Genomic DNA, 22,247 nt, shown 5'->3' on the forward strand with positions numbered 1-22,247 from the left:
CATCAACCTAAAAAAAGTTTTACCCTTTACTTAAGGGGTAATTTTTATGGAAGAATTAAAACAATCTGAACAAAAAAAATCTTGTGCCAATTGTGGTGCAGAGTTAAAATACAAACCTGGCTCACAGCAATTAAGCTGTGGGTACTGCGGGTATGAGGAGTTTATTGAACAAGCAAAAAGTAGTTTTGAAGAGTTAGAACTAGACCATTATTTAAAGGCTGTTGGCGATAATGCTTATACAGAAACTATAGAGTTGTTACACTGTAAAAATTGTGGTGCCAACCAGCATATAGAAGAAAACTACAAATCTTTGCATTGTGTGTATTGTAGTGAGCCTTTAATTATAGAAGATATTGAAAAAGAAGGATGGATTTTGCCAAGTGCAGTTGTACCTTTTCAGATAGATACAAATAAGGCTAGAGGTATTTTTAAAAACTGGGTTAATGGTATTTGGTTTGCACCAGATAAACTAAAAAAAGCAGCTTTAGATCCAGAGGGTATTCGTGGTTTATATATACCCCATTGGACTTTTGATGCAGATATGACAGCAGATTATGTGGGTAGGCGTGGCGAGTATTATTATGTTACAAAAACCTATAAAACAAAAAACGGAACAAGTACAAGACAAGAGCGTAGAACAAGATGGTACCCAGCATCTGGTAGAGTAAATGGTTTTGTAGATGATATTTTAATTAATGCATCAGAAAAAAAACAAAGAGAAATACCCGCTAAAGTTGCTTTTTGGAATCTAAAAGAGTTAAAACCATATAATTCTGGATTTTTAGCTGGTTTTGTTACAGAAAAATATACCATTTCATTAAAAGATGGTCACCATCAGTCCTTTACAAAAGCAAAAGAAATTGCTCATAATTGGATACGAAAAGATATTGGAGGAGATACACAACAAATTTCATCTGCAGATATTAAGTTAAAAGACGAAACGTTTAAACATATTTTATTACCTATTTACATTAGCGCATACAATTACGATGGTAAAGAGTATCGATTTTATGTAAACGGGCAAACAGGAAAAATTAGCGGAACAAGACCGTATTCTTTCTGGAAAATTTTCTTTTTAGTACTTTTAATAGTATTAATTATTGGACTATTTATTTTATTTACTCAATGAGAACATTAGTTATAGGAGATATACATTCAGGATTAAAAGCATTACAACAGCTGTTGCAAAAAGCAGCTGTAACCAAAGAGGATCATCTTATTTTTTTAGGAGATTACGTAGATGGTTGGAGTGAGGCTGTAGAAACAATTAATTTTTTAATTGAACTTAAAAATACACATAACTGTACGTTTATTAGAGGTAACCATGACGAGCTTTGTTTAAATTGGTTAAAAACAGATGAGCATAATGATACTTGGGTATTACACGGTGGTGAGGCTACTCAGAATTCTTATGCAGGTTTAAATAATGAAACTAAAAACAAGCATATTACGTTTTTAGAAGATCTAGAAAATTACTATTTAGATAGTGAAAATAGGCTTTTTTTACATGCGGGTTTTACCAACTTAAAAGGAGTAGATTTCGAGTATTTTTCAAAAACTTTTTATTGGGATAGAACTTTGTGGGAACTTGCTTTAGCAGTTGACCGTAGTTTAGAAAAAGATGACACCAAATACCCACCACGTTTATTAAAGTATAATGAAATTTACATAGGACATACACCGGTTACTCGTATTGGAAAAACAGTGCCTCAAAATGCGGCTAACGTATACAATATAGACACTGGAGCAGCTTTTAAGGGACCTTTGTCTATGCTAAATGTAGATACAAAAGAGGTTTGGCAGAGTGATGCTGTAGCAACTTTTTATCCTACAGAAAAAGGAAGGAATTAAAAATTATTGTCGACCTTTGTTGAAAACAACTTGTATTATATGTCTGCACACAACATAAGATTAGAAGTAATGAAAGCCATAGAGAGCAAAGTAGAGGGGTTTATAGACTCCTACTTAGTTCCTATTGAAAAAATATGGCAGCCAACAGATTTTTTACCAGATTCTCAGAGTGATAACTTTTTTAACGAAGTAGAGCAAATTAGAGAAGAGGCCAAAGAATTGGGATACGATTTTTGGGTTACTCTAGTTGCAGATACTATTACAGAAGAGGCATTACCAACTTATGAGTCTTGGTTAATGGATGTTGAAGGAGTAGACCAACATGATGGTCCTGAAAACGGATGGTCTAAGTGGGTTAGAAACTGGACAGCCGAAGAAAATAGACACGGGGATGTACTTAATAAATATTTGTATTTATCTGGAAGGGTAAATATGAGAGAAGTAGAAATTACTACACAGCATTTAATTGCAGATGGTTTTGATATTGGTACAGATAGAGATCCGTATAAGAACTTTGTATATACTTCTTTTCAAGAATTAGCAACAAACATATCTCACAAAAGAGTGGGGCAAATGGCTAAGAAAAAAGGAAATGTTTTACTTGGTAAAATGTGTAATATTATTGCTGGTGATGAAATGCGCCACCACTTGGCATACAGAGAGTTTGTAAAAGTTATAATGGATCAGGATCCTAACGGAATGATTTTAGCCTTTGCAGATATGATGAAACGTAAAATTGTTATGCCAGCACATTTTTTACGTGAGTCTGGTGGTAGCATAGGAACCGCTTTTGAAACTTTTAGTAACTGTGCACAAAGATTAGGAGTGTACACTGCTCAGGATTATATAGAAATTCTTAGCAAGCTTAACGGTTATTGGGATATTGAAAATTTAAGAGGTTTAAATGATTCTGCTGAAAAAGCTAGAGATTACTTAACTAAACTACCTTCTAGATTACAGCGTATATCAGACCGTATGAAAATTGATGATGATCAGTACCATTTTAAATGGGTACAGGCAAATGGTATGCTTTAATACTGTTATTTAATAAAACAAAACCCCGATTCTTTATAAAGAATCGGGGTTTTTTGCTTGGTTGTAATTGTTGTTATAGTTTACCGTGCTTGTGCTCACTTTGCCATTTTTGCAAATCGGCCCATTTGCCTTCATAACACATTTTAGCTTGCATTGGCCATGAAGATGGGTCGTGTATTCTATAACGTTCTCCACCGGAGTTTAAAACTTCTTGGCATTTTGCTACTGATGCCTCAGACAATGCTTTCCAAGTTTTAATATCAAACGTATGAAAAAGACCTTCTATTTTTGGTCCAATTCCTTCTACTAATTTTAAATCGTCTTGTTTTACTTTTTTACCATAAATTGCCTTGGCTGCAGCAGCATCAAAAGCAATACCTGTATTTTCTGCTGGTGTTGGTGCCATTGCAGTTACTGGTGGCACAACAACTGGTTTTGCAGCTGTTTTGGCCTTAGCTCTACAAGCATCTAAATCTGCTTGTAATTGTGAGTTGTTTGCGGCTAATTTATCTTTATCTGTTGTTAATTTACTGTTTTTGTCTTTCCAAATCTGTATGTCTTCAGAGTTGTCTATTACCTCTTTGTTACCCCTTCCTAATAAGTAACCAAGAATTGCACAAATTAGGCCTACTAAAGCAGGTATAATCCAGCACCAGATGTTTGTGTTTTCCATATTTAATTTAGTTTATGTGTTTATTTTAAAGTTACTACTGTTCTTCTATTTTGAGCTTTACCTTCTTCTGTATCGTTGGTTGCAATAGGTTCATCTGGACCTTTTGAAGAAGTGTTTATTTTGGCTGAAGAAATACCATTACCAATTAAATATTGTTTTGCAAACTCAGCTCTGTTTAATCCTAAGTTAATATTATTTGCTCTAACACCCGTATTGTCTGTATGGCCAACAACAGTACACATAGCGTCCTCTACTTTGTCTAAGTATGTAGATATATCTGCTATTTTTTGTCTTTGTTCTGTTGTTAAATTAATAGCAGCTTCTCCTGTTTTAAAATGAAGAACTAGAGGGTTTGCCTTAATTTTTAAATAAAGGGCATCCATTTCTGCAGTGTTATCTTCTGCAACAATTGGCTCATAAGCAACCGGGCCGTAATAAATACTGTCTTTAGGTACCATAGAATCCATTAATTGTCCGGCAATATTTAATTTAGATGAAGATACGCCGCTTGCAACTACATAATTTTTAACAGCATTTGCTCTTGCAATACCTAAGTTAGGATATGCAGAGTTATTTTCTTCTTCATCTGTATAAAAACCTGTAATGGTTACAGCATTAGTAGCGTCTTTATCTAAATACTGTTGTAGCGCTGCAACACCTTTATTTACATTTTCTGATAAAGGTTCTTGGTACTTAAATTCTGAAGTTTTAAAATTAAAATTATCATTGTTAGAGAATTCAAAGCCATTACCTTTTAAAGAGAAGGGATATGAGGTGGCTTCTGGTTCAACTGGAGTTTTTGTTTCTTCATTTGTGTTGCTTACAGAATTTGTGTCTGAGGTTGGTAATCCGCAACATGAACAACATTTCATAAAAAAGTATGTTCCTACCAGAATAGTGATAATAATTCCGAGGAGATACATTAGTTTTTTTGTCATAATGGTCTGGTTTTTTTGTGTTTACGCTACAATTTAGAAAAAAAATATGTAAAATGTTAAAAATGTTAAAGAAATACACATTCTTAAGTTTTTTTTAATGATTTTTTTACTTTTTGTAATGCTCATATACCGTTTATGTACTAAAACCTACCAGATATACATTCTTTACTGGTAAATATATAATTGTATGAAAATCACAACCAGAATAGTTTTACTTTTATGGTATCATAGTAGGAAAAAAACCCTGTTCTCCCGCAAAAGGCGGCATTGAATTTGGGTTTTTTTTATTACGATTATTAGTTAGTTAGCTAAAGTTATTTAGTAGGTACAATAAAGCCGCTGTATACATAATGTATGCAGCGGCTTTTTACAAGGGGTAGTACACTTCCTTATAAGTTAAATTTTATTCCTTGTGCTAACGGTAATTCTGTTGTGTAATTAATAGTGTTAGTTTGTCTTCTCATATATACCTTCCAAGCATCAGAGCCAGACTCACGACCACCACCTGTTTCTTTTTCACCACCAAAGGCGCCTCCAATTTCTGCACCAGAAGTTCCTATGTTCACATTTGCAATTCCGCAGTCAGATCCTTGTACAGATAAAAAGTGTTCCGCTTCACGTAAGTTGTTGGTCATAATAGCAGAAGATAAACCTTGGGCAACGCCATTTTGTATATCTAATGCATTTTCTACATCACCAGAATATTTAAGTAAATATAAAATTGGAGCAAAGGTTTCATGTTGTACAATTTCAAAAGAATTTTTGGCTTCTGCAATTGCAGGTTTTACATAGCAACCGCTTTCGTAACCTTCGCCTTCTAAAACACCACCTTTAACAACAATGTTACCTCCTTCTTTAACTACTTTTTCTAAAGCATCTTGATACATTTTTACTGCATCTTTATCTATAATTGGTCCTACGTGGTTATTTTCATCAAGTGGGTTACCAATACGTAATTGTTTGTATGCATTAACAACTGCATCTTTAACCTTATCATACATAGATTCGTGTATAATTAATCTACGAGTAGAAGTACAACGTTGACCAGCAGTACCAACAGCACCAAATACAGCGCCAATAACCGTCATTTTTACATCTGCATCTGGAGTAACAATAATTGCGTTGTTACCCCCTAATTCTAGTAAAGATTTACCTAAACGGCCAGCAACTTCTTTAGCAACAATTTTTCCCATTCTTGTAGATCCTGTAGCAGAAACTAAAGGTACACGGGTATCTTTTGTCATCATTTCACCAACATTATAATCGCCATTTATTAGGTTGCAAATTCCTTCAGGTAAATTATTAGCAGCAAAAACCTCTGCAGCTATATTTTGACAAGCAACACCGCACATAGGTGTTTTTTCGCTAGGTTTCCAAACACATACGTCTCCGCAAATCCAAGCCAAAGCAGTATTCCAAGCCCAAACAGCAACAGGAAAATTAAAAGCAGATATAATGCCAACTACGCCAAGTGGGTGGTATTGCTCATACATTCTGTGTCCAGGACGTTCAGAGTGCATAGTTAAACCGTGTAATTGCCTAGATAGTCCAACTGCAAAATCACAGATATCTATCATTTCTTGTACTTCTCCTAAACCTTCTTGGTAACTTTTACCCATTTCATAAGAAACAAGTTTTCCAAGAGCTTCTTTTTTTTCTCTTAATTTTTCTCCAAACTGGCGTACAATTTCTCCACGTTGTGGAGCTGGCATTGTTCTCCATGTTTTAAATGCAGATGTTGCAGCTTGCATAACTTTGCTGTAATCTTCTTTTGTTGTAGCTTTTACTTTACCAATAAGTTTACCGTCTACAGGGGAGTAACTTTCTATAATATCTCCACTAGAGAAATTGGTAGAACCAGTAGAAGTTCCTTCATTAATATCCTTAAGGCCTAATTCTTTCAAGGCGCTTTCTATTCCAAAAGATGCTGCTATTTTTGACATTTTTATAACTTTTATATTAAAAATTGTTATGTTTCTCACAAAGTTACAAATAAATGCTCTTTGTTTAACAAAATTAAAGTAATGGTTTGTGCTGTCTATTTATTAATGAAAATGACTAATCTTCATCTGCTGTAAACCTACTGTCTACAGGCATCACTGTACCACAATTATTGCAAGTACGGTGGTCTTTAGATCCATAAAATGTTTTAAAATGACCTAAAAAGTCTTTTTCTATATCATTTAATGTAAAATAGGCTTCATATAACTTATGGTTGCAATTGTCACAAAACCATAGAAGTCCATCATCTACACCAAGGTTGTTTCTTTTTCGTTCTATTACCAAGCCAATAGAGTCTTTGTGGCGTACTGGTGAATGAGGAACTTTTGCAGGGTGCAAATACATGTCTCCAGGTCCAAGTTGCATTGTTCTCTTTTTTCCGTCTTCTTGTATGTGTACTTCTATTGTGCCTTCTAATTGGTAAAAAAGCTCTTCGGTTTCGTTATAATGGTAATCTTTTCTGGCATTTGGGCCAGCAACAATCATAACTATATAATCGCCTGCATCTTTATATAAATTTTTATTACCAACAGGTGGTTTAAGTGAGTCTCTATTTTCAGAGATCCATTTGTTTAAATTAAAGGGTGCTTTTATAGACATAATTCTTTTCTTTTTTACGCAAAATGCTTATCAAATTTAAGAAAAGAAAACAGTTTAACCGCGTCTTATTTGTATAACATTTGAGTTACATAGTACTCACCTTGTGTATTACTTAATATAGATATGCCAGTATATTTAAAGTCGGTTTCTATATTATTCTTATGATTTTCACTTTTTAACCATGCATCTAAAATTTGTGATGCTGTATGGTACTTATTTGCTACATTTTCTGCAACAAGAGTTGCACTAGTTTCAGAAGATAAACCCTCTGCCCTTTTTATAAAATTATCATAGTTTATATCATTAACTTGTATCATATACACATTATGCTCTTTGGCATACCTATAGGCATTGTTACTTGTTTGTAATTTTTTTAAACCAATTGTAGTTCTGTGGTTGTTAATTAATGTAACTAATTCGGCTTCCATTTCTGTTACCGCAACTTCTTTATATAATTCGTCTACACTGTCTGTGGTACAGCTTAAAAATAAAATTATAACAAGGTAAATTAAGGAGAATTTTATCTTTTTCATACTAATCAATCGTCATTTAAAAATTTGGGTTATAACAAATGTAAGTGTATAAACGTCTGTATTAGTGTTAAATACTACGTAAGACAAAATAAAATCGGTAATATGTTTCTTTCTAGATAAACTACATAGTTATGCAGATTTAGCAAAAAGAAATAAGAAATAACTTGTTTTAAAGCTTAAAAACGGACTATTAATTAAAGTAATATTTATTTGTAAAAAAGTTGTGTGTAGTAGTAATCGCCATCTTGTTCATACATAACACTTATGCCAGTATGTGTATAATCACCTTCTAGGTTTGCTTTATGGCCATCACTTTGTAACCAGCTAGTTATGGTTTCTTGAGCAGATTTATAACTATTTGCTATGTTTTCTGAAATGTAGTTTGCGCCAGTTTTTTCAGAAATTGCTTTAGCTCTTTCTTCAAAATTAGCGTGACTCAAATCTTTAGTAGTTGCCATATATATACAATGCTTTTCTGCATACTGTTTAGCTATGGTACTTTTTAATAATGGTTGCTTACCAATAGATTCTCTGTGTTTGTTTACTTGTGCAAACAATTCGTTTTCTAGTTCTGCACTACTTTTAGTGCTAAGCTCATCATCTAAGTTGTCTTTAGAACAACTTGTTAAAGCAAAAGAAAAAATTAAAACTAAGTAAGGTATTTTTTTTAACATGGTTAGTGTAAAAGTGGTTATTTATTGGTTGGTTTAATTTATGGTTAAGATATGCAAAATGTTGCAACAAAAGGATAAATAATTACGTTCTATTACAATAAAATGCTTTTAACAGGATATTACCCAGTTTTCAGGGAGTATTCTACGTATTATAATCTGTACTTTTACCAAAACTAATTTTTTATGAAAACCAAGTCAATCTTTTTTGTTTTAATACTAGCCCTGTTTTTTGGGTGTAAAAAAAAGGCAACCGTTGTAGATGCTGAGTCTGCAGCTAAGTATGTAGAATATGTAGCCGGATATACAGATGGTATTATATCTACAAAAGCACCTGTGCAAATTATTTTAGCTCAACCTGTAGAGGCTTGGGAAAACGGTAAGGATTTAGATTCGGGTATACTAAAAGTGTCTCCTAATGTTGCAGGTACCTTAAAAGCTGTAAATAGCAAAACTATTGTTTTTACTCCTAAAGATACTTTTAAACAAGATACTCAGTATACGTTTGAATTAAATATAAAAGAAATTTTTAAAGATGTTCCAGAGGATCTTGAAGAATTTGCGTTTTCTGTAAATACAATTAAACAAGAGTTTAGTGTAACGCTAAGTCCAATGCAGGCATACTCTAAAGAGTATCAATATATAGATATACAACTTAGGTCTGCAGATGATTTATCTTTAGAAACGGTAAAAAAATTAACTAAAGCCACTTATAAAGGTAAAGAGTTAGCTTTTAAATATAACAACCAACCAAAAAGCGGAACTCAGTTTCAGTTTAAGTTAGATAGTATTAGAAGGTATGCAGAGGATGAAAATTTAGTATTAACATACAACGGAAAATCTTTTGATATAGATACAGAAGGTAAAATTGATATTGTAATACCAGGTAAAAATAATTTTTCAGTATTAAACGTAGACGTAAGACAAACGGGAAGTCCTGTTGTAAGAATCAATTTTTCGGATCCATTAAAAAAAGGTCAAAATTTAAAAGGTTTAGTGGTTATAGAGAATGATGCTAATCCTAAGTTTTCTATTAAGGGTAATACTTTATATGTATACCCGTCTACATCACATTCTGGTTCTGTTTTATTAGAGATTTTTGATGGAATACAAAGAAATGATGGTCAGAAATTAAAAAAGAAGTTTACAGAGCGTATTGCTTTTGAAGAGATTAAGCCACAAGTTAGAGTATTGTCTAACGGTTCTATTTTGCCAACATCTACTAACTTAAAAGTAAATTTTGAAGCTGTAAACTTAAGCGCTGTAGATGTAAAAGTTTTTCGTATTTATGAGAACAATGTGCTACAGTTTTTACAAGTATCAGAATTAAATGGAAACAACCAGTTAAGAAGAGTTGCAAGACCAATTGCAGGTAAAAAATTAGAGTTAATAAATGAGCTTACCGTGAATAATGGTAAGTGGCAAGCGCACGCGTTAGATTTAACAAGCTTAATTACGCCAGAGAAAGGCGCTATTTATAGGGTAGAGTTTTCATTTAAACCACAATATAGTTTATACTCTTGTGATGATACTAATTTTTCTGATGAAGAAGAAAAAGAGGAGTCTTTTGATGAGGAAACAGAAAGTAGTTATTGGGATAATGCAGAAAGCTATTACGACAATAGTTATAGTTGGAGCGAGAGAGAAAATCCTTGTCATACATCATACTACGTAAATAAAAAAGTAGGTGTAAATATATTAGCAACAGATATTGGTGTTACCGTTAAAAAAGGATTAAACAAAAATTATTTTGTAGCTGTAGCAGATTTAATTACAACCAAACCAATTTCTGGAGCAAAAGTTACATTTTACAATTACCAACAACAAGAGTTAGGCTCTGTAACTACTAATGCAGAAGGAGTTTCTTTTTATGATGCAGATCATCTTGCATTTTTTGCAGTAGCAGATTTTAAAGGTCAAAAAACATACGTAAAACTTAATGATGGTAATGCACTATCTGTAAGTAAATTTAAAGTAAACGGAGTAAAATTACAAAAAGGAATAAAAGGATATATTTTTGGAGAACGTGGTGTTTGGCGTCCAGGAGATATGTTGCATTTGTCATTTGTTTTAAATGATAATGCTAATAAGTTACCTGCTAATCATCCTGTAAAATTAGAATTGTTAGATCCTTACGGTAAAATAGTACACAGAGAAATTAAAACATCTGGTGTAAATAACTTTTATAATTTTCCAATACAAACAGATGAAGAAGCACCAACAGGAGACTGGTTGGCAAGAGTGTCTGTAGGTGGAGCTCAGTTTACAAAAACTATAAAAATTGAAACTATAAAACCAAATCGTTTAAAAATTAAGAACGATTTTGGAGCTGGTATTCTTAAAGGAGGGAATCCTATAAGCGGAACAATGGAAGTTAAATGGCTGCACGGTGCAGTTGCAAAAAATTTAAATACAGATATTGCAGCTAAGTTTAATACCAAAGCAACTACTTTTAAAAATTACCCAGGGTTTATTTTTGATGACCCAAGTAGAGCATTTTCTGCAGAAGAACAAGTTGTTTATAATGGTAAAATAAATGAAGAAGGTAAAGCAAAATTCTCTATAAATCCGCAGTTAGAAAGTAACCCTCCAGGAATGTTACAGGCAGCTTTTGTAACTAAGGTATATGAAAACGGGGGAGATTTTAGTACCGATGTTTTCACAAAAGAATATTCTCCTTACCAAACATATATTGGTCTTAATGTACCAAAAGGTGATAAGTCTAAGGGGATGTTACTAACAGATGTAAAACATAATTTTGAGGTTGTTTCTGTAGACCAAGATGGTAAACCAAAAGCAGCTAAAAACTTAAAAGTAGCCATATACAAAATACAATGGCGTTGGTGGTGGGAGACTTCAGAGGACAACCTTACACACTACGGAAATAGTGGTTATAGAAACAAAGTTTATGAAACTACAATTAGTACAAACTCTAAAGGAAAAGGTAATTTTGAGTTTGAATTAAAATACCCAGACTGGGGTAGATATTTAGTAAGAGTTGAAGATGAAAATGGCGGGCACGCAACAGGTAAAGCTGTTTATATAGATTGGCCAGGTTGGGCAGGTAAGTCTAAAAAGAACGATCCGTCTGCAGCTACAATGTTATTATTTTCATCAGATAAAGAAAAATACAACGTTGGCGAAACAGCAACCTTTACTTTTCCTAGTTCAGAAAATGGTAGAGCGTTAGTAACAGTAGAAAATGGTAGCGAGGTGTTAGAATCTCTTTGGGTAGAAACTCAAAAAGGAGAAACTAAATTTACTATACCTATGACCAAAGAGTACACGCCAAACGTGTTTATTCATATTTCATTATTGCAACCACACGCATCTACACAAAATGATTTACCTATACGTATGTATGGTGTAATTCCAATTTCTGTAGAAAATAAAGAAACAAAGTTAGAGCCAGAAATTGATATGCCAGATGTGCTTAGACCAGAGGAAACAATTAATGTTGAGGTAAGCGAAAAAGAAGGCAAGGCAATGACGTATACTATTGCTATTGTAGATGAAGGTTTATTAGATTTAACTAGGTTTAAAACACCAAACCCTTGGGGAACTTTTTATGCCAATGAAGCATTGGGAGTAAAAACTTGGGATATTTATGATGATGTTATTGGTGCTTTTGGTGGTAGAATAAATCAGGTATTTGCAATTGGTGGTGATGATGAATTAGCAGGTGCTAAAAATAAAAAAGCAAATAGGTTTGAGCCTATGGTTGTGCATTTAGGTCCGTTTAAATTAGAAAAAGGAGAAACTAAAGCGCATAAAATTAAAATACCTAAATATGTAGGCTCCGTAAGGACTATGGTTGTTGCAGCAGATGCAGAGAAAGAAGCATACGGTAGCCAAGAGAAAACAACGCCTGTACGTAAACCATTAATGATTTTAGCATCATTACCACGTAAAATGACACCTGGTGAATCTGTAATATTACCAGTTACTGTTTTTGCTATGGAGAAAAAGGTTAAAAACGTAAAAATAAAAATTAAAGAAAATAAGGCATTTACTATTGAGGCCGGTAATAGCAAATCGTTAAGGTTTGATACTCCGGATGAGAAAATGGCATACTTTGTCCTAAAAGTATCAGACTTTAAGGGCATTGGTAAGGTGGTTGTAGAGGCTTCGGGTAATGGAGAAAAAGCATCTTTTGAGATTCCAATAGATGTTGTAAATCCTAATCCTGTTACGGCAGACGCATCAAACTATATAATAGACCCTAACAGTAGAAAAACTATTAATTTAGAGACATTTGGTGTTGCTGGTACAAATACAGCGTCAATAGAACTATCTACATTGCCACCAATGAATTTTAATGGTAGAATGCAATACTTAATTCGTTACCCACACGGTTGCGTAGAGCAAACTACATCTGGTGCTTTCCCTCAGTTATTTTTAGCAGATATTTTTGATATGCCTAAAGCTAAAAAACAACAAGTACAGAAAAATGTAGAAATGGCTATAAACCGTTTAGCAGGTTTTCAAACGTCTAACGGAGGCTTGTCATATTGGCCGGGTCAGTCTAGAGCTAATGATTGGGGAACAACTTACGCTGGTCACTTTATGTTAGAGGCAGAAAAAAGAGGTTTTGTATTACCAATAGGTTTTAAATCTAAATGGATTACATATCAGAAAAACGTAGCTAAACAGTACAGAAGTAGTGGTAGATATACATTGTTGCCACAAGCATACCGTTTGTATACACTAGCTTTAGCTGGTAGTGCAGATGTTGCGTCTATGAACAGGTTACAAGAAACAAAAGACTTGTCTAACCAATCTAAATTAAGACTAGCAGCAGCGTACGCACTTATTGGTCAGAAAGCAGTAGCTGTAAAATTAATGAACAGTGCAACATTAGATTTTAGTAATGGCAAGCATAATTATGATACGTATGGTTCTACCGAGCGTAACAAAGCTATGGCTTTAGAAACTATGGTTGTTATGCAAAACAAGCAAACATCTCAGCAGTTGGCTAAAGAGGTTGCAGAAGCTTTAAATAGTGATAAGTATATGAGTACGCAGAGTACAGCGTATAGCTTACTTGCAATAGCTAAATTTGCAGATTTAGTTGGCGGTAAAGGAATAAAGGCTACTATAAAAGTAAATGGTAAAGACGATAAAGTTAGCACAAGCAAAACGTTAGCAAATAGAGTGCTTTCTATTAAAAATGGAAGCAATACAATAGATATTAAAAATAACGAAGGCAATACGCTTTATGTAACTTTAGTTAATAGTGGTAAGTTACCTGTGGGCCAAGAAAAAACGGTGCAGAACAACCTAGATGTAACTGTAGTTTATAAGTCTAGAAATGGAAGTGTTATTGATGCGTCACAAATACAACAAGGAACAGATTTTGTTGCTGAGGTTGTACTTAAAAACACAACAAATACTAAAATTGAAGACGTAGCACTAACAGAAATTTTCCCTAGTGGTTGGGAAATTGTAAATACACGTTTTACAGATTTTGGAAACTTTGCAGAAAACAATGTAACCTATACAGATTTGCGTGATGATAGAGCTAATTTTTATTTTGATTTAAGAGATAATCAAACTAAAAGCTTTAGAATTTTATTAAATGCGTCTTACTTAGGAACTTATTATTTGCCTGGTATACAAGCAGAGGCAATGTATGATAGTGATTACTTAGTACGCACAAAAGGACGTTGGGTAGAGGTTGTAAAATAAGTACAACTTCTACGCAACCTTTTTAAAATTTTAGATTCTAATTAGTATATAATAATTTAAAAATTAGAACTATGAAATTAAAATTAGCTTGTGTTAGTTTGCTTGGTGTTTTATTCTTGAATTGCTCGTCTGATGATAATGGTGCAACTTGTGCTAGCGATTATACAGGAGAGTTAAAAGAAGAGGAAACGTTATTGCAAGGTGCTTGGGCGTTAACAGCAGTAGAATCTAGCGTAGCAATAGACTTAACAGATGATGAAGAAGATAATCCTTTAGAAGATATTTTTGCACAAAGTTCTGACTGTTTAAATGATGCTGCATATAATTTTAATGCAGATAGAAGTTTTACCTTTAAGCAAGGGCTAACAGCAACAGATTGTGATCAAAAAAGTGATATAGCAGGTACGTGGCAGTTAGTAGGTAATGTGTTAAGTTTTTCTAGTGTGTGCACTATTTTTAGTTCGCAAATAGAGTTGAATGATGATGATACAAATTTTACAATAACAAGTAGGACAAACCTTAGAGATGTAAACAATAAAATTGTAGAGGCAGAGGTAACCTACACGTACACTAAAAATTAATAAAACAACTATAACTTAGAGCGTCTAAGTATAACTTAGGCGCTTTTTTTATGTTTAAAAAAGTAAATTGTTTAAAGTGTTTCTGTAGTAGAATCTTCGGTTTGGGTTTCTTCTAAAACAAAAGCAAATACCAGTTCACCAATAGTTTTTATAGGTGTATACAGCGTAGAGCTCTCTATAGTTTCTTCTTTTACAATTTGTAAATTTTGGTTGGCCTTATCTAAAAAAAGAAGTAGACCACCAATAATAACAGCAACTTTTAAAGCACCAAATAGTCCACCTGCAATACTGTTTAAAGATCCAAGCATAACGGCATTTGCTACTTTGGTAAGTAATTTGCCCACTAAATTAATAATAAGTACAACAACAATAAACGTTAAAATAGAAGAAGAAATATGAATAGTACTTTGGTTCCATTCCCATTTTTCAGTAAGGTAGTTGCCAATAATATAAGAGAAATGAATAGCAGCATAAATACCAGCAATTAAAGCAACAAGGGAGGCTAACTCTACTAAAAGTCCGTTTTTAACGCCTTTGTAAAGTCCCCAAATTAGTAGTATTCCTAGTATAATGTCTAAAAAATTCATTCTCAAGTGTTTTTACAAATATAGGATATTGATTTGTACCTTTACATCTTTATAAAAAACAGAAAAAAATAGAATCAATTTGTAACTATAACAATGTCAAGAGATACAGAACTAAAAGAGAGATGGACAGTTTTAGTAGAAAAACTATCTGCGCAATTTGCAGACGGTGATGTTCTAGAGCTAGATGCAATTATATACTTGGTTGGCATACAAGAATTAGGAAAACCACACGCTAAATATAAAAAGGACGAGAAAATAAATTTAATGCATATTGCCATCTGTAGGTTGTTAGAGCCTTATGGGTATTATGAATTTGAAATGTTTGATGAAGACGGATGGCCACACTATACAATAAAAGAAGAACTACCAACATTAAAAGCAGGTGAGCAAAGTGTTTTAATGAAAGAAGCACTAGTAAACTACTTTATAGAAAAACAATATATAGAATAAGTTTTTAGGTTGATGTTGCTAAAGTAATTTTAATAATAATGATGAATACTACACCCTATTACGCAGTAATTTTTACATCAACCAAAATAGAAGAAGATAGCGGCTATAACCAAATGGCGACTCAAATGGAAGAACTGGCTAAAGAGCAAGCTGGTTTTATAGGTATAGAAAGCGCTAGAGAATCTGTAGGTATTACCGTAAGTTATTGGAGCAGTTTAGAAGCTATTGCCAACTGGAAAAAACAAACAGACCATAAATTAGCACAAGAAAAAGGTCGTAAAGAATGGTATACTTGGTTTAAAGTACGAATTTGTAAAGTAGAGCGCGAGTATGAGTTTTTTAAATAAACTAAAACATACGCGTGTTGGTAGGTTTTTGGCTAAGCATCCTAAAAAAAGTATAGTTGTAACAGTACTCCTTATTGCCTATTATTTTTGCTTGCCCAAGCAACTTTTTAAAGCGCCAACAGCAACCGTTGTAGAAAGTGCAGAAGGAGTGCTTTTAGGGGCGCAAATAGCTAGTGATGGTCAATGGCGTTTTCCGGAGGTAGATAGTATTCCAAAAAAGTTTGAGCATTGCTTGCTACAGTTTGAAGATGCACATTTTTACAACCACATTGGGTTTAATCCGGTTTCTATAGTAAAAGCTGTTGGGCAAAATATAAAAGCTGGTAAAACAGTACGTGGCGGTAGTACCATTACACAGCAAGTTATACGTTTAGCACGTAAAGGAAAGAGCAGGTCTTATGCAGAAAAACTGGTAGAACTTATTTGGGCTACTCGGTTGGAGTTTAGAGAAAGCAAAGAAGAAATATTAAAAATGTATGCCAGCAACGCACCTTACGGAGGTAATGTGGTTGGGTTAGAAGTAGCTTCTTGGCGTTATTTTGGATTAAAATCTCATCAATTATCATGGGCAGAAACGGCAACTTTAGCTGTTTTGCCAAATGCACCTAGTTTAATATACCCTGGTAAAAATCAGCAACGTTTATTAGTAAAAAGAAACAAATTGTTACGTAAACTTTTAGATAAGGATATAATTGATGAAACAACATACAATTTGGCCTTATTAGAAGAGTTGCCTCAAAAGCCATATGCTTTGCCACAAACTGCTCAGCATTTGGTAACACACATATCAAAAAAGCATAAAGGAGAACGTATAGTAAGTAGTATTAATGCGCCTTTGCAAACAAGTGTAAATGCTGTGGTTCAAAAACATTATTCGCATTTAAAACAGAATCAAGTTTTTAATGCAGCGGTTTTAGTTTTAGACGTGCATACGCGTAAAGTTATGGCATATGTAGGCAATACAAAAACAGATAAAAATCACCAAAAAGATGTAGATATGGTACAAGCTACACGTAGTACAGGTAGTACCATAAAACCATTATTATATACTGCAATGTTAGATGCTGGTGAGTTGTTACCAGATATGTTAGTTGCAGATGTACCTACACAAATAGCTGGGTATTCGCCGCAAAATTTTAATGAAGATTTTAGTGGTGCTGTAGAGGCTAAAAAAGCATTGGCAAGGTCTTTAAATATACCTGCGGTTAGGTTGTTACAATCTTACGGATTACAGAAATTTAGAGATCAGTTAGATCTGTTTAATTTAAAAGGAATAAACAAATCTGCAGATCATTACGGGTTAACATTAATTTTAGGAGGCGCAGAAAGTAGCTTGTGGGATTTATGTAAAACCTATGCATCTATGGCATCTACGGTAAATCATTTTAATGCAACCTCTAGTGAGTATTTTACAAAAGAATTTGCAGAACCTATTTTAAAGGCTAATGCAAAAGTAGATTTTGGAGAAAAATCTAACCAAAAAACAATTTTTGATGCAGCAAGTATGTACCTCACTTTTGAGGCAATGAAAGAGGTAAACAGACCAGAAGGACAAGAATCTTGGGAGTTTTATGACTCATCTAAGCAAATAGCTTGGAAAACCGGTACTAGTTTTGGAAACAAAGATGCTTGGGCAATTGGCGTTACAAAAGACCAAGTAGTTGGTGTTTGGGTTGGTAATGCAGATGGTGAGGGAAGACCAAATATAACAGGAGTTTCTAGTGCAGCACCTATTTTGTTTGATGTTTTTAACGTGTTACCAAAAACAAATTGGTTTTTGCAGCCTTTAGATGAGTTTACAGAGGTAGATGTTTGTGCCAATAGTGGTTATTTAGCAACACCCAATTGTCCTGCTAAAAAAATAAACATACCTGCTAAGCAAAACTATGTAAAAGCTTGTCCGTACCATAAGCTAGTACATTTAGATGCTAAGCAACAGTTTCAGGTAAATACGTCTTGTGAGTTGGTAGAAAATATGGTTACAAAGCCTTGGTTTGTTTTGCCTCCGTTACAAGAGTTTTATTATAAAAAAACCAATGTAACCTATAAAACGTTACCAGATTTTAGAGTAGATTGTAAAACGGAAAACGCCAAGGTAATGGAGTTTATTTATCCTAAAAGTGGCGCAAAAATAACCTTGCCTAAAAATTTTGAAGGAGAAACTAATGAGCTTGTTTTAAAATTAGCACATGCAAAATCTAAGACTAAAGTTTTTTGGTATTTAGATGATAGGTTTGTAAAGCAAACGACAACATTTCATGAAATAGCTATTTTACCAAAACCAGGAGTACACAAAATTACTGTTGTAGATGAGGTTGGTAATGATGCTGTTATTTGGGTAACAATACTAGAGTAGTTGTAATTACTCTAGTATTGTAGTGAGTTTTATGGTAACAAAACACTTGCAATTTTAAATTTTAGTTCTTTTAAAGCTTGTTCGCTTTCTACTAAAATTTCTATAGTCCAATTAGGCTGCGCTTCTTCTTTTAAGCTAATACTAAGCTTATGTGAGCCATACTTACTACTGCCGTAATTCATTTTTTCACCATCAGCATTGTAAATTAAAATTTCAACAATTTTCTCGTCAGGATCTTCTACATAGAAAGACAATGCGTTTTCATTTCCAAAGCTTCCAAAACCATCAAAAAACTGTTTAAAAGCATCAACAGTTTCTGCCATACCTTCTGCTATTACTCCAGACTCTTTTAACTCTTTAAGCTTTTTTTGGTATTCTTTTTCATCTTTTTCTTTAAGTTTTTCTAAAGCAGCTTTGTCTACTAGGGTTAGCTTAACGTCTTTGTATTTTTTACTAAGTAAATTTTTATTGTAGTAGTTAAGCGGATTTTTAACTACTACTTTCCCTTCATTAGCTTCTGTAGGACTAAAATATTTTAAAACACCTTCTATATTAACCAAATTAGTGGCTTTACGCGTTGGTGCTTCAAGCTTAAAATCTAGTTCGTTATTATTGCTATAGTCATCTCCAAAAAAACTTTCTTTTTTTTGTAATGTGCTACCATCATCTGCAGATGCGCTAGTGATAGATTTTATTTTTACTTGGTTAAATTCATCAACCTTAATACCTTTAATTAAAGCGGTAAGTTCTACAAAACTTTTATCAGACTCTAAATGTCTTTCCTCTTTAATATCATTTACAAACAAATTTACATCTTGTGCTAATGTTAGCTTAGAGCATAATCCTAGGACAATACAGATAAGAACTTTTTTTGTCATTTGTTGTTGTTTTTAAAATTGAATGGTAGAAAAATAAATGGTCTTTTTGTAACCCGCTGTATACAGTTTATTTCGTATTTTTTTATACTGCTGTACGTGTGTTGGTGTGTAAATAAAGTATGTAGGAATCTCTTGGCTATCTACTGTTAAAAACAAAGGTATTAATGCTTCAGTTTTGTTTTCTAATGGTAATTTATGCATTACCTTATATTCGCATTTTATGCCTTTGGTTTCGTACTCCTTTGTTATTTCACTAATGGCAATAATAGCATCAACTCTAAGTTTACCAGACACATTAACTGCTGGCATATTTATATTTAGTTCATGGTTAATGTTGGTTTTAAAGGTAAGGTTTTCTTGTACTTGGTAAGCTTCTTGATACTGAAAAAATAAACCTTCGTCTAATAAATTATTTACTTTTTTGGTTCCTATTGCGCTTCTAATTAAAATAATTGGAGTAATAATTATAAAAATGATGATTGCTAAAATAAGACCTATTAAAGACGATATAATTGCTCGTCCGCTAAAGCAGCTTTTAAAAATTAGATCCCAGTAATTGGCAATGGAGTTTGTTTGAAAACAGTATTTAACTATTTTAATAATGTTTCCAGAATTGATAAAAAAATTAATAAGTAAAATAATGACACCTGCTACTAATAAGAGTACTCTTAGTCCGTCCATAAGGTTATAAATTTGGTTAAGGTTATTTGTTTTAAGCCTATACTTAAAACTGGTTAAAATTTATAACGGAGCTATTTTTGTAAAAGTACTTTTGTGTAGTTTTTTTAGCTATTATGCATAAAATTAGGAGTATTAGTACATTGTATTTGGGTTTTTAGATGCTTTGGGTATTTGCTGTATAGCATCCCAGTGCTCTACAATTTTGCCGTTCTGGTCAAATCTAAAAAAATCCATAGTAACGTATTGGTCGTTACCGGGCCACGTTTGGTGCGTGTGTAAAGCTACAAGATTACCCTCTGTAATGGCTCTAACAAACTCAATGCTTTTGTCTGGGTATTCTGTCTGCATGCGCTCAAAATACGCTATAAAACCAGCGGTACCATTTTCTACGTCTGGGTTGTGTTGTATATACTGGTCACCAACATATAATTCTACCGCTTTTTTAGGGTTGCCCAAATATGCAGTTTTGTAAAATGCAATTGCTTTTTCTTTTAAGTTAAGGCTCATAGTTGCTTTTTATTTTAAAGGTACTAATTTTTAGTAGTAGTGCCTTTAACAATTATATGAGTGTTGCTTAAGAGTGATGTTTTACCGTACGCTTTACTAAAATATTTTAGTTATTTACTTCTTGTGGCTTGCTAGAGTTTAGTATTAATTTTAGCGCATTTTTATATTTACTTTCTATACCAACTAAACCGTATGTTGTTTCTCCTTTTTTAAGTACAGTTCCGTTTATGCTGTAAGTTAAAAGATCTTGTTTAAATTTTTTGTTGGCAGAACTTGCGGCAATCATATTGCCACCTGTAAGACCAGGCCCTATAGCTAAACCAATAGGAATAGAATTAGTGTTTTCTCGGGTATAGCCGTTGCTAGTTGTTTCTGTACTAGTTGTGTACAAGTTTAATGGGGTTAAAAATAAATACCACAAATAAGAAGCTGGACTCTGTTTTAGAGATTTGTAAACATACTCGTTATCCATAACATAAATCTCATTGCCATTTGCCTGGGTTAATTTAACGTCTTCTCCAAAGACTAAATCTTTACTTGAATTGTTGGTAATTTTTACTGCTATAACTTTAATCCCTTTTTTTATTTCTTTTTTAGCATATTTCTTACTTAGTAAATTATATCTATAATCAAATTTTATACTATCAGTTACATTTGTACCTAAGTATCTCATAGAATTTAGCTCCAATGTTTTATAGCCAGAAGCACAACTTTCTAATAAAATAATTGATAATATTATTAGGAGTGTTTTAAAGAAATTCATTTTTTTTGGTTGTAATTTTGGTTAGTTTTTTTTGAGGGTAAGGTTTTATTTTACTCTGGTATATTTTATAATGTAATTTTCTATTTGGTAATTACCGTTAGAATCTTGGTATGTTTCAGAAAATGAAGCAGTGTGTATGTTGTTTTCCATAGAAAAAACAATGGTTCTTACTTCGTTAATATCTCCGTCATCAGATATAACTCTATATTCAGAATCTTTAATTTTTTCCCAACTTCCAGAGTTGTCTTCAAACTGTTTACAGCCACTAGTGCTTTGTTGGTCTGGCTCCGAGTATAATTTTATTAGGTTTCCGTCTTGTAAGTACTCATCTGTATCTAAAGACTCACAAGAAGATAGTATTACTTTAGTACCGTTTACAGACTTCTCTGTAATTTGCCATTTTCCTATTAAAAGCTCTATGTCTTTTTCGCTGTTAGTATCGTCGTCATTAGAACAGCCTATTACTGCAACTAAAGCAAATAGGTAAACAAAATTTTTTATCATAAGTCTTTACTACAAATACCTGTTTTAAGGTTTGTTATTTTGCAGGCGAATATAAGAAAAGACTTACTATTAATAAAAATATAATTGCAAGTATAATTAAGGTAGTTTTTATTACTTACTACGCATTGCCATATTTCTAAGATCTATAAGAGTTTGCTCTGCATCTTTACTCTCAAAAGAAAGTAGCGACCTATTATTCATTATTAGGTATTTCTCTTGACTTTTGTCTTCGTTTTGCATTTCTACCGTAGTGTATTTAGATCTTTTTAAATGAAATGACTTTGGGTATCCTATTTTATCAAACGAATAATGTTTAGCAGCTCTAAATTTCTTTTTTAACACTAGTTTATCTCCAATAACACGCGCATCACAGATATACATAAATTGGTATATAATAAAACCAATAAGCGCTATAAAAACAGCAGCAGCTATAATCATCCCCATATGAAACTCTTGCTCTTGGGTAACATTTGCTAATACCGGAATCATTATTAGTACTACAATTGTGCCTAAGTACAAGCCAAGGTTGGTCCAGTTAGATGATAATTTAATTTCTGTGTTACTCGCCATTTTTTCTTTGAAATATATGAAATTTTGGGGTTG

General features: G+C 33.0%; 21 protein-coding genes. 8 read left to right on the top strand and 13 right to left on the bottom strand.

Features of this window, described 5'->3' with window-relative positions; all coding sequences use genetic code 11:
* Positions 1-46 precede the first annotated feature (46 nt).
* Genes AX016_RS05090 through AX016_RS05100 form a run of 3 tightly spaced genes read left to right on the top strand, consistent with a single transcriptional unit; the run spans position 47 to position 2,886 of the window.
* On the top strand, positions 47-1,129 hold the full coding sequence (locus AX016_RS05090) for a DNA helicase PriA (RefSeq protein ID WP_100894583.1): 1,083 nt from the start codon (positions 47-49) through the stop codon (positions 1,127-1,129).
* A complete protein-coding gene (locus AX016_RS05095; RefSeq protein WP_100894584.1) occupies positions 1,126-1,851 on the top strand; it encodes a metallophosphoesterase family protein in 726 nt (241 codons plus the stop codon). Before AX016_RS05090 ends, AX016_RS05095 begins: the two co-directional genes overlap by 4 nt.
* A gap of 39 nt (positions 1,852-1,890) precedes the next feature.
* Entirely contained in the window at positions 1,891-2,886 is a 996-nt protein-coding gene (locus AX016_RS05100; RefSeq protein ID WP_100894585.1) for an acyl-ACP desaturase, read from the top strand.
* Between the two features lie 73 nt (positions 2,887-2,959).
* On the opposite strand, the gene AX016_RS05105 is transcribed toward AX016_RS05100, so the two are convergent.
* The 6 genes from AX016_RS05105 to AX016_RS05130 form a co-directional block, all read right to left on the bottom strand.
* Entirely contained in the window at positions 2,960-3,559 is a 600-nt protein-coding gene (locus AX016_RS05105; RefSeq protein WP_100894586.1) for a hypothetical protein, read from the bottom strand.
* Positions 3,560-3,579: 20 nt separating this feature from the next.
* Positions 3,580-4,497: an OmpA family protein gene (locus AX016_RS05110; RefSeq protein ID WP_100894587.1), complete on the bottom strand. Its 918-nt coding sequence runs from the start codon at positions 4,495-4,497 to the stop codon at positions 3,580-3,582.
* Between the two features lie 389 nt (positions 4,498-4,886).
* On the bottom strand, positions 4,887-6,440 hold the full coding sequence (gene amaB / locus AX016_RS05115; protein WP_100896806.1) for an L-piperidine-6-carboxylate dehydrogenase: 1,554 nt from the start codon (positions 6,438-6,440) through the stop codon (positions 4,887-4,889).
* 115 nt (positions 6,441-6,555) lie between these two features.
* Positions 6,556-7,098 (bottom strand): 3-hydroxyanthranilate 3,4-dioxygenase, encoded by a 543-nt coding sequence (locus AX016_RS05120; protein ID WP_100894588.1) that lies wholly within the window; start codon positions 7,096-7,098, stop codon positions 6,556-6,558.
* Positions 7,099-7,163: 65 nt separating this feature from the next.
* Positions 7,164-7,631 carry a CAP domain-containing protein gene (locus AX016_RS05125; RefSeq protein WP_100894589.1) on the bottom strand — a complete coding sequence of 156 codons (468 nt, stop codon included), beginning with the start codon at positions 7,629-7,631 and terminating at the stop codon, positions 7,164-7,166.
* Positions 7,632-7,837: 206 nt separating this feature from the next.
* Positions 7,838-8,305 carry a CAP domain-containing protein gene (locus AX016_RS05130; RefSeq protein WP_100894590.1) on the bottom strand — a complete coding sequence of 156 codons (468 nt, stop codon included), beginning with the start codon at positions 8,303-8,305 and terminating at the stop codon, positions 7,838-7,840.
* A 183-nt stretch (positions 8,306-8,488) separates the two neighbouring features.
* Between AX016_RS05130 and AX016_RS05135 the strand changes: the two genes are divergently transcribed.
* Together AX016_RS05135 and AX016_RS05140 are read left to right on the top strand one after the other, a co-directional pair.
* On the top strand, positions 8,489-13,990 hold the full coding sequence (locus AX016_RS05135; RefSeq protein ID WP_100894591.1) for an alpha-2-macroglobulin family protein: 5,502 nt from the start codon (positions 8,489-8,491) through the stop codon (positions 13,988-13,990).
* 71 nt (positions 13,991-14,061) lie between these two features.
* Positions 14,062-14,571, top strand: coding sequence for a DUF5004 domain-containing protein (locus AX016_RS05140; protein ID WP_100894592.1), 510 nt, complete (start codon positions 14,062-14,064; stop codon positions 14,569-14,571).
* A gap of 71 nt (positions 14,572-14,642) precedes the next feature.
* On the opposite strand, the gene AX016_RS05145 is transcribed toward AX016_RS05140, so the two are convergent.
* On the bottom strand, positions 14,643-15,158 hold the full coding sequence (locus tag AX016_RS05145) for a CvpA family protein (RefSeq protein WP_100894593.1): 516 nt from the start codon (positions 15,156-15,158) through the stop codon (positions 14,643-14,645).
* A 93-nt stretch (positions 15,159-15,251) separates the two neighbouring features.
* On the opposite strand from AX016_RS05145, the gene AX016_RS05150 reads away from it, so the two are divergent.
* Genes AX016_RS05150 through pbpC form a run of 3 tightly spaced genes read left to right on the top strand, consistent with a single transcriptional unit; the run spans position 15,252 to position 18,311 of the window.
* On the top strand, positions 15,252-15,608 hold the full coding sequence (locus tag AX016_RS05150) for a hypothetical protein (protein WP_100894594.1): 357 nt from the start codon (positions 15,252-15,254) through the stop codon (positions 15,606-15,608).
* Positions 15,609-15,646: 38 nt separating this feature from the next.
* The gene (locus AX016_RS05155) at positions 15,647-15,955 is read left to right on the top strand and encodes an antibiotic biosynthesis monooxygenase family protein (protein ID WP_100894595.1); all 309 of its coding nucleotides are present in this window, start codon (positions 15,647-15,649) and stop codon (positions 15,953-15,955) included.
* Entirely contained in the window at positions 15,939-18,311 is a 2,373-nt protein-coding gene (gene pbpC / locus AX016_RS05160; protein WP_100894596.1) for a penicillin-binding protein 1C, read from the top strand. Before AX016_RS05155 ends, pbpC begins: the two co-directional genes overlap by 17 nt.
* A 29-nt stretch (positions 18,312-18,340) precedes the next feature.
* Here the strand turns inward: pbpC and AX016_RS05165 are convergent, their stop codons facing one another.
* The 6 genes from AX016_RS05165 to AX016_RS05190 form a co-directional block, all read right to left on the bottom strand.
* Entirely contained in the window at positions 18,341-19,189 is an 849-nt protein-coding gene (locus AX016_RS05165; protein WP_100894597.1) for a hypothetical protein, read from the bottom strand.
* A gap of 12 nt (positions 19,190-19,201) precedes the next feature.
* A complete protein-coding gene (locus tag AX016_RS05170; protein ID WP_100894598.1) occupies positions 19,202-19,870 on the bottom strand; it encodes a hypothetical protein in 669 nt (222 codons plus the stop codon).
* A gap of 132 nt (positions 19,871-20,002) precedes the next feature.
* Entirely contained in the window at positions 20,003-20,377 is a 375-nt protein-coding gene (locus AX016_RS05175) for a nuclear transport factor 2 family protein (protein ID WP_100894599.1), read from the bottom strand.
* Positions 20,378-20,483: 106 nt separating this feature from the next.
* The gene (locus AX016_RS05180) at positions 20,484-21,140 is read right to left on the bottom strand and encodes a hypothetical protein (RefSeq protein WP_100894600.1); all 657 of its coding nucleotides are present in this window, start codon (positions 21,138-21,140) and stop codon (positions 20,484-20,486) included.
* A 45-nt stretch (positions 21,141-21,185) separates the two neighbouring features.
* A complete protein-coding gene (locus AX016_RS05185; protein WP_100894601.1) occupies positions 21,186-21,644 on the bottom strand; it encodes a hypothetical protein in 459 nt (152 codons plus the stop codon).
* 111 nt (positions 21,645-21,755) lie between these two features.
* Positions 21,756-22,214: a hypothetical protein gene (locus tag AX016_RS05190; RefSeq protein WP_100894602.1), complete on the bottom strand. Its 459-nt coding sequence runs from the start codon at positions 22,212-22,214 to the stop codon at positions 21,756-21,758.
* Positions 22,215-22,247: the final 33 nt, after the last annotated feature.

Source organism: Cellulophaga sp. RHA19, assembly GCF_002813425.1.
Classification (GTDB): domain Bacteria; phylum Bacteroidota; class Bacteroidia; order Flavobacteriales; family Flavobacteriaceae; genus Cellulophaga.

Coding starts and splice junctions, on each gene's coding strand:
- AX016_RS05090 (WP_100894583.1), top strand. CDS start 47: ATGGAAGAATTAAAACAATCTGAACAAAAAAAATCTTGTGCCAATTGT.
- AX016_RS05095 (WP_100894584.1), top strand. CDS start 1,126: ATGAGAACATTAGTTATAGGAGATATACATTCAGGATTAAAAGCATTA.
- AX016_RS05100 (WP_100894585.1), top strand. CDS start 1,891: ATGTCTGCACACAACATAAGATTAGAAGTAATGAAAGCCATAGAGAGC.
- AX016_RS05105 (WP_100894586.1), bottom strand. CDS start 3,559: ATGGAAAACACAAACATCTGGTGCTGGATTATACCTGCTTTAGTAGGC.
- AX016_RS05110 (WP_100894587.1), bottom strand. CDS start 4,497: ATGACAAAAAAACTAATGTATCTCCTCGGAATTATTATCACTATTCTG.
- amaB (WP_100896806.1), bottom strand. CDS start 6,440: ATGTCAAAAATAGCAGCATCTTTTGGAATAGAAAGCGCCTTGAAAGAA.
- AX016_RS05120 (WP_100894588.1), bottom strand. CDS start 7,098: ATGTCTATAAAAGCACCCTTTAATTTAAACAAATGGATCTCTGAAAAT.
- AX016_RS05125 (WP_100894589.1), bottom strand. CDS start 7,631: ATGAAAAAGATAAAATTCTCCTTAATTTACCTTGTTATAATTTTATTT.
- AX016_RS05130 (WP_100894590.1), bottom strand. CDS start 8,305: ATGTTAAAAAAAATACCTTACTTAGTTTTAATTTTTTCTTTTGCTTTA.
- AX016_RS05135 (WP_100894591.1), top strand. CDS start 8,489: ATGAAAACCAAGTCAATCTTTTTTGTTTTAATACTAGCCCTGTTTTTT.
- AX016_RS05140 (WP_100894592.1), top strand. CDS start 14,062: ATGAAATTAAAATTAGCTTGTGTTAGTTTGCTTGGTGTTTTATTCTTG.
- AX016_RS05145 (WP_100894593.1), bottom strand. CDS start 15,158: ATGAATTTTTTAGACATTATACTAGGAATACTACTAATTTGGGGACTT.
- AX016_RS05150 (WP_100894594.1), top strand. CDS start 15,252: ATGTCAAGAGATACAGAACTAAAAGAGAGATGGACAGTTTTAGTAGAA.
- AX016_RS05155 (WP_100894595.1), top strand. CDS start 15,647: ATGATGAATACTACACCCTATTACGCAGTAATTTTTACATCAACCAAA.
- pbpC (WP_100894596.1), top strand. CDS start 15,939: ATGAGTTTTTTAAATAAACTAAAACATACGCGTGTTGGTAGGTTTTTG.
- AX016_RS05165 (WP_100894597.1), bottom strand. CDS start 19,189: ATGACAAAAAAAGTTCTTATCTGTATTGTCCTAGGATTATGCTCTAAG.
- AX016_RS05170 (WP_100894598.1), bottom strand. CDS start 19,870: ATGGACGGACTAAGAGTACTCTTATTAGTAGCAGGTGTCATTATTTTA.
- AX016_RS05175 (WP_100894599.1), bottom strand. CDS start 20,377: ATGAGCCTTAACTTAAAAGAAAAAGCAATTGCATTTTACAAAACTGCA.
- AX016_RS05180 (WP_100894600.1), bottom strand. CDS start 21,140: ATGAATTTCTTTAAAACACTCCTAATAATATTATCAATTATTTTATTA.
- AX016_RS05185 (WP_100894601.1), bottom strand. CDS start 21,644: ATGATAAAAAATTTTGTTTACCTATTTGCTTTAGTTGCAGTAATAGGC.
- AX016_RS05190 (WP_100894602.1), bottom strand. CDS start 22,214: ATGGCGAGTAACACAGAAATTAAATTATCATCTAACTGGACCAACCTT.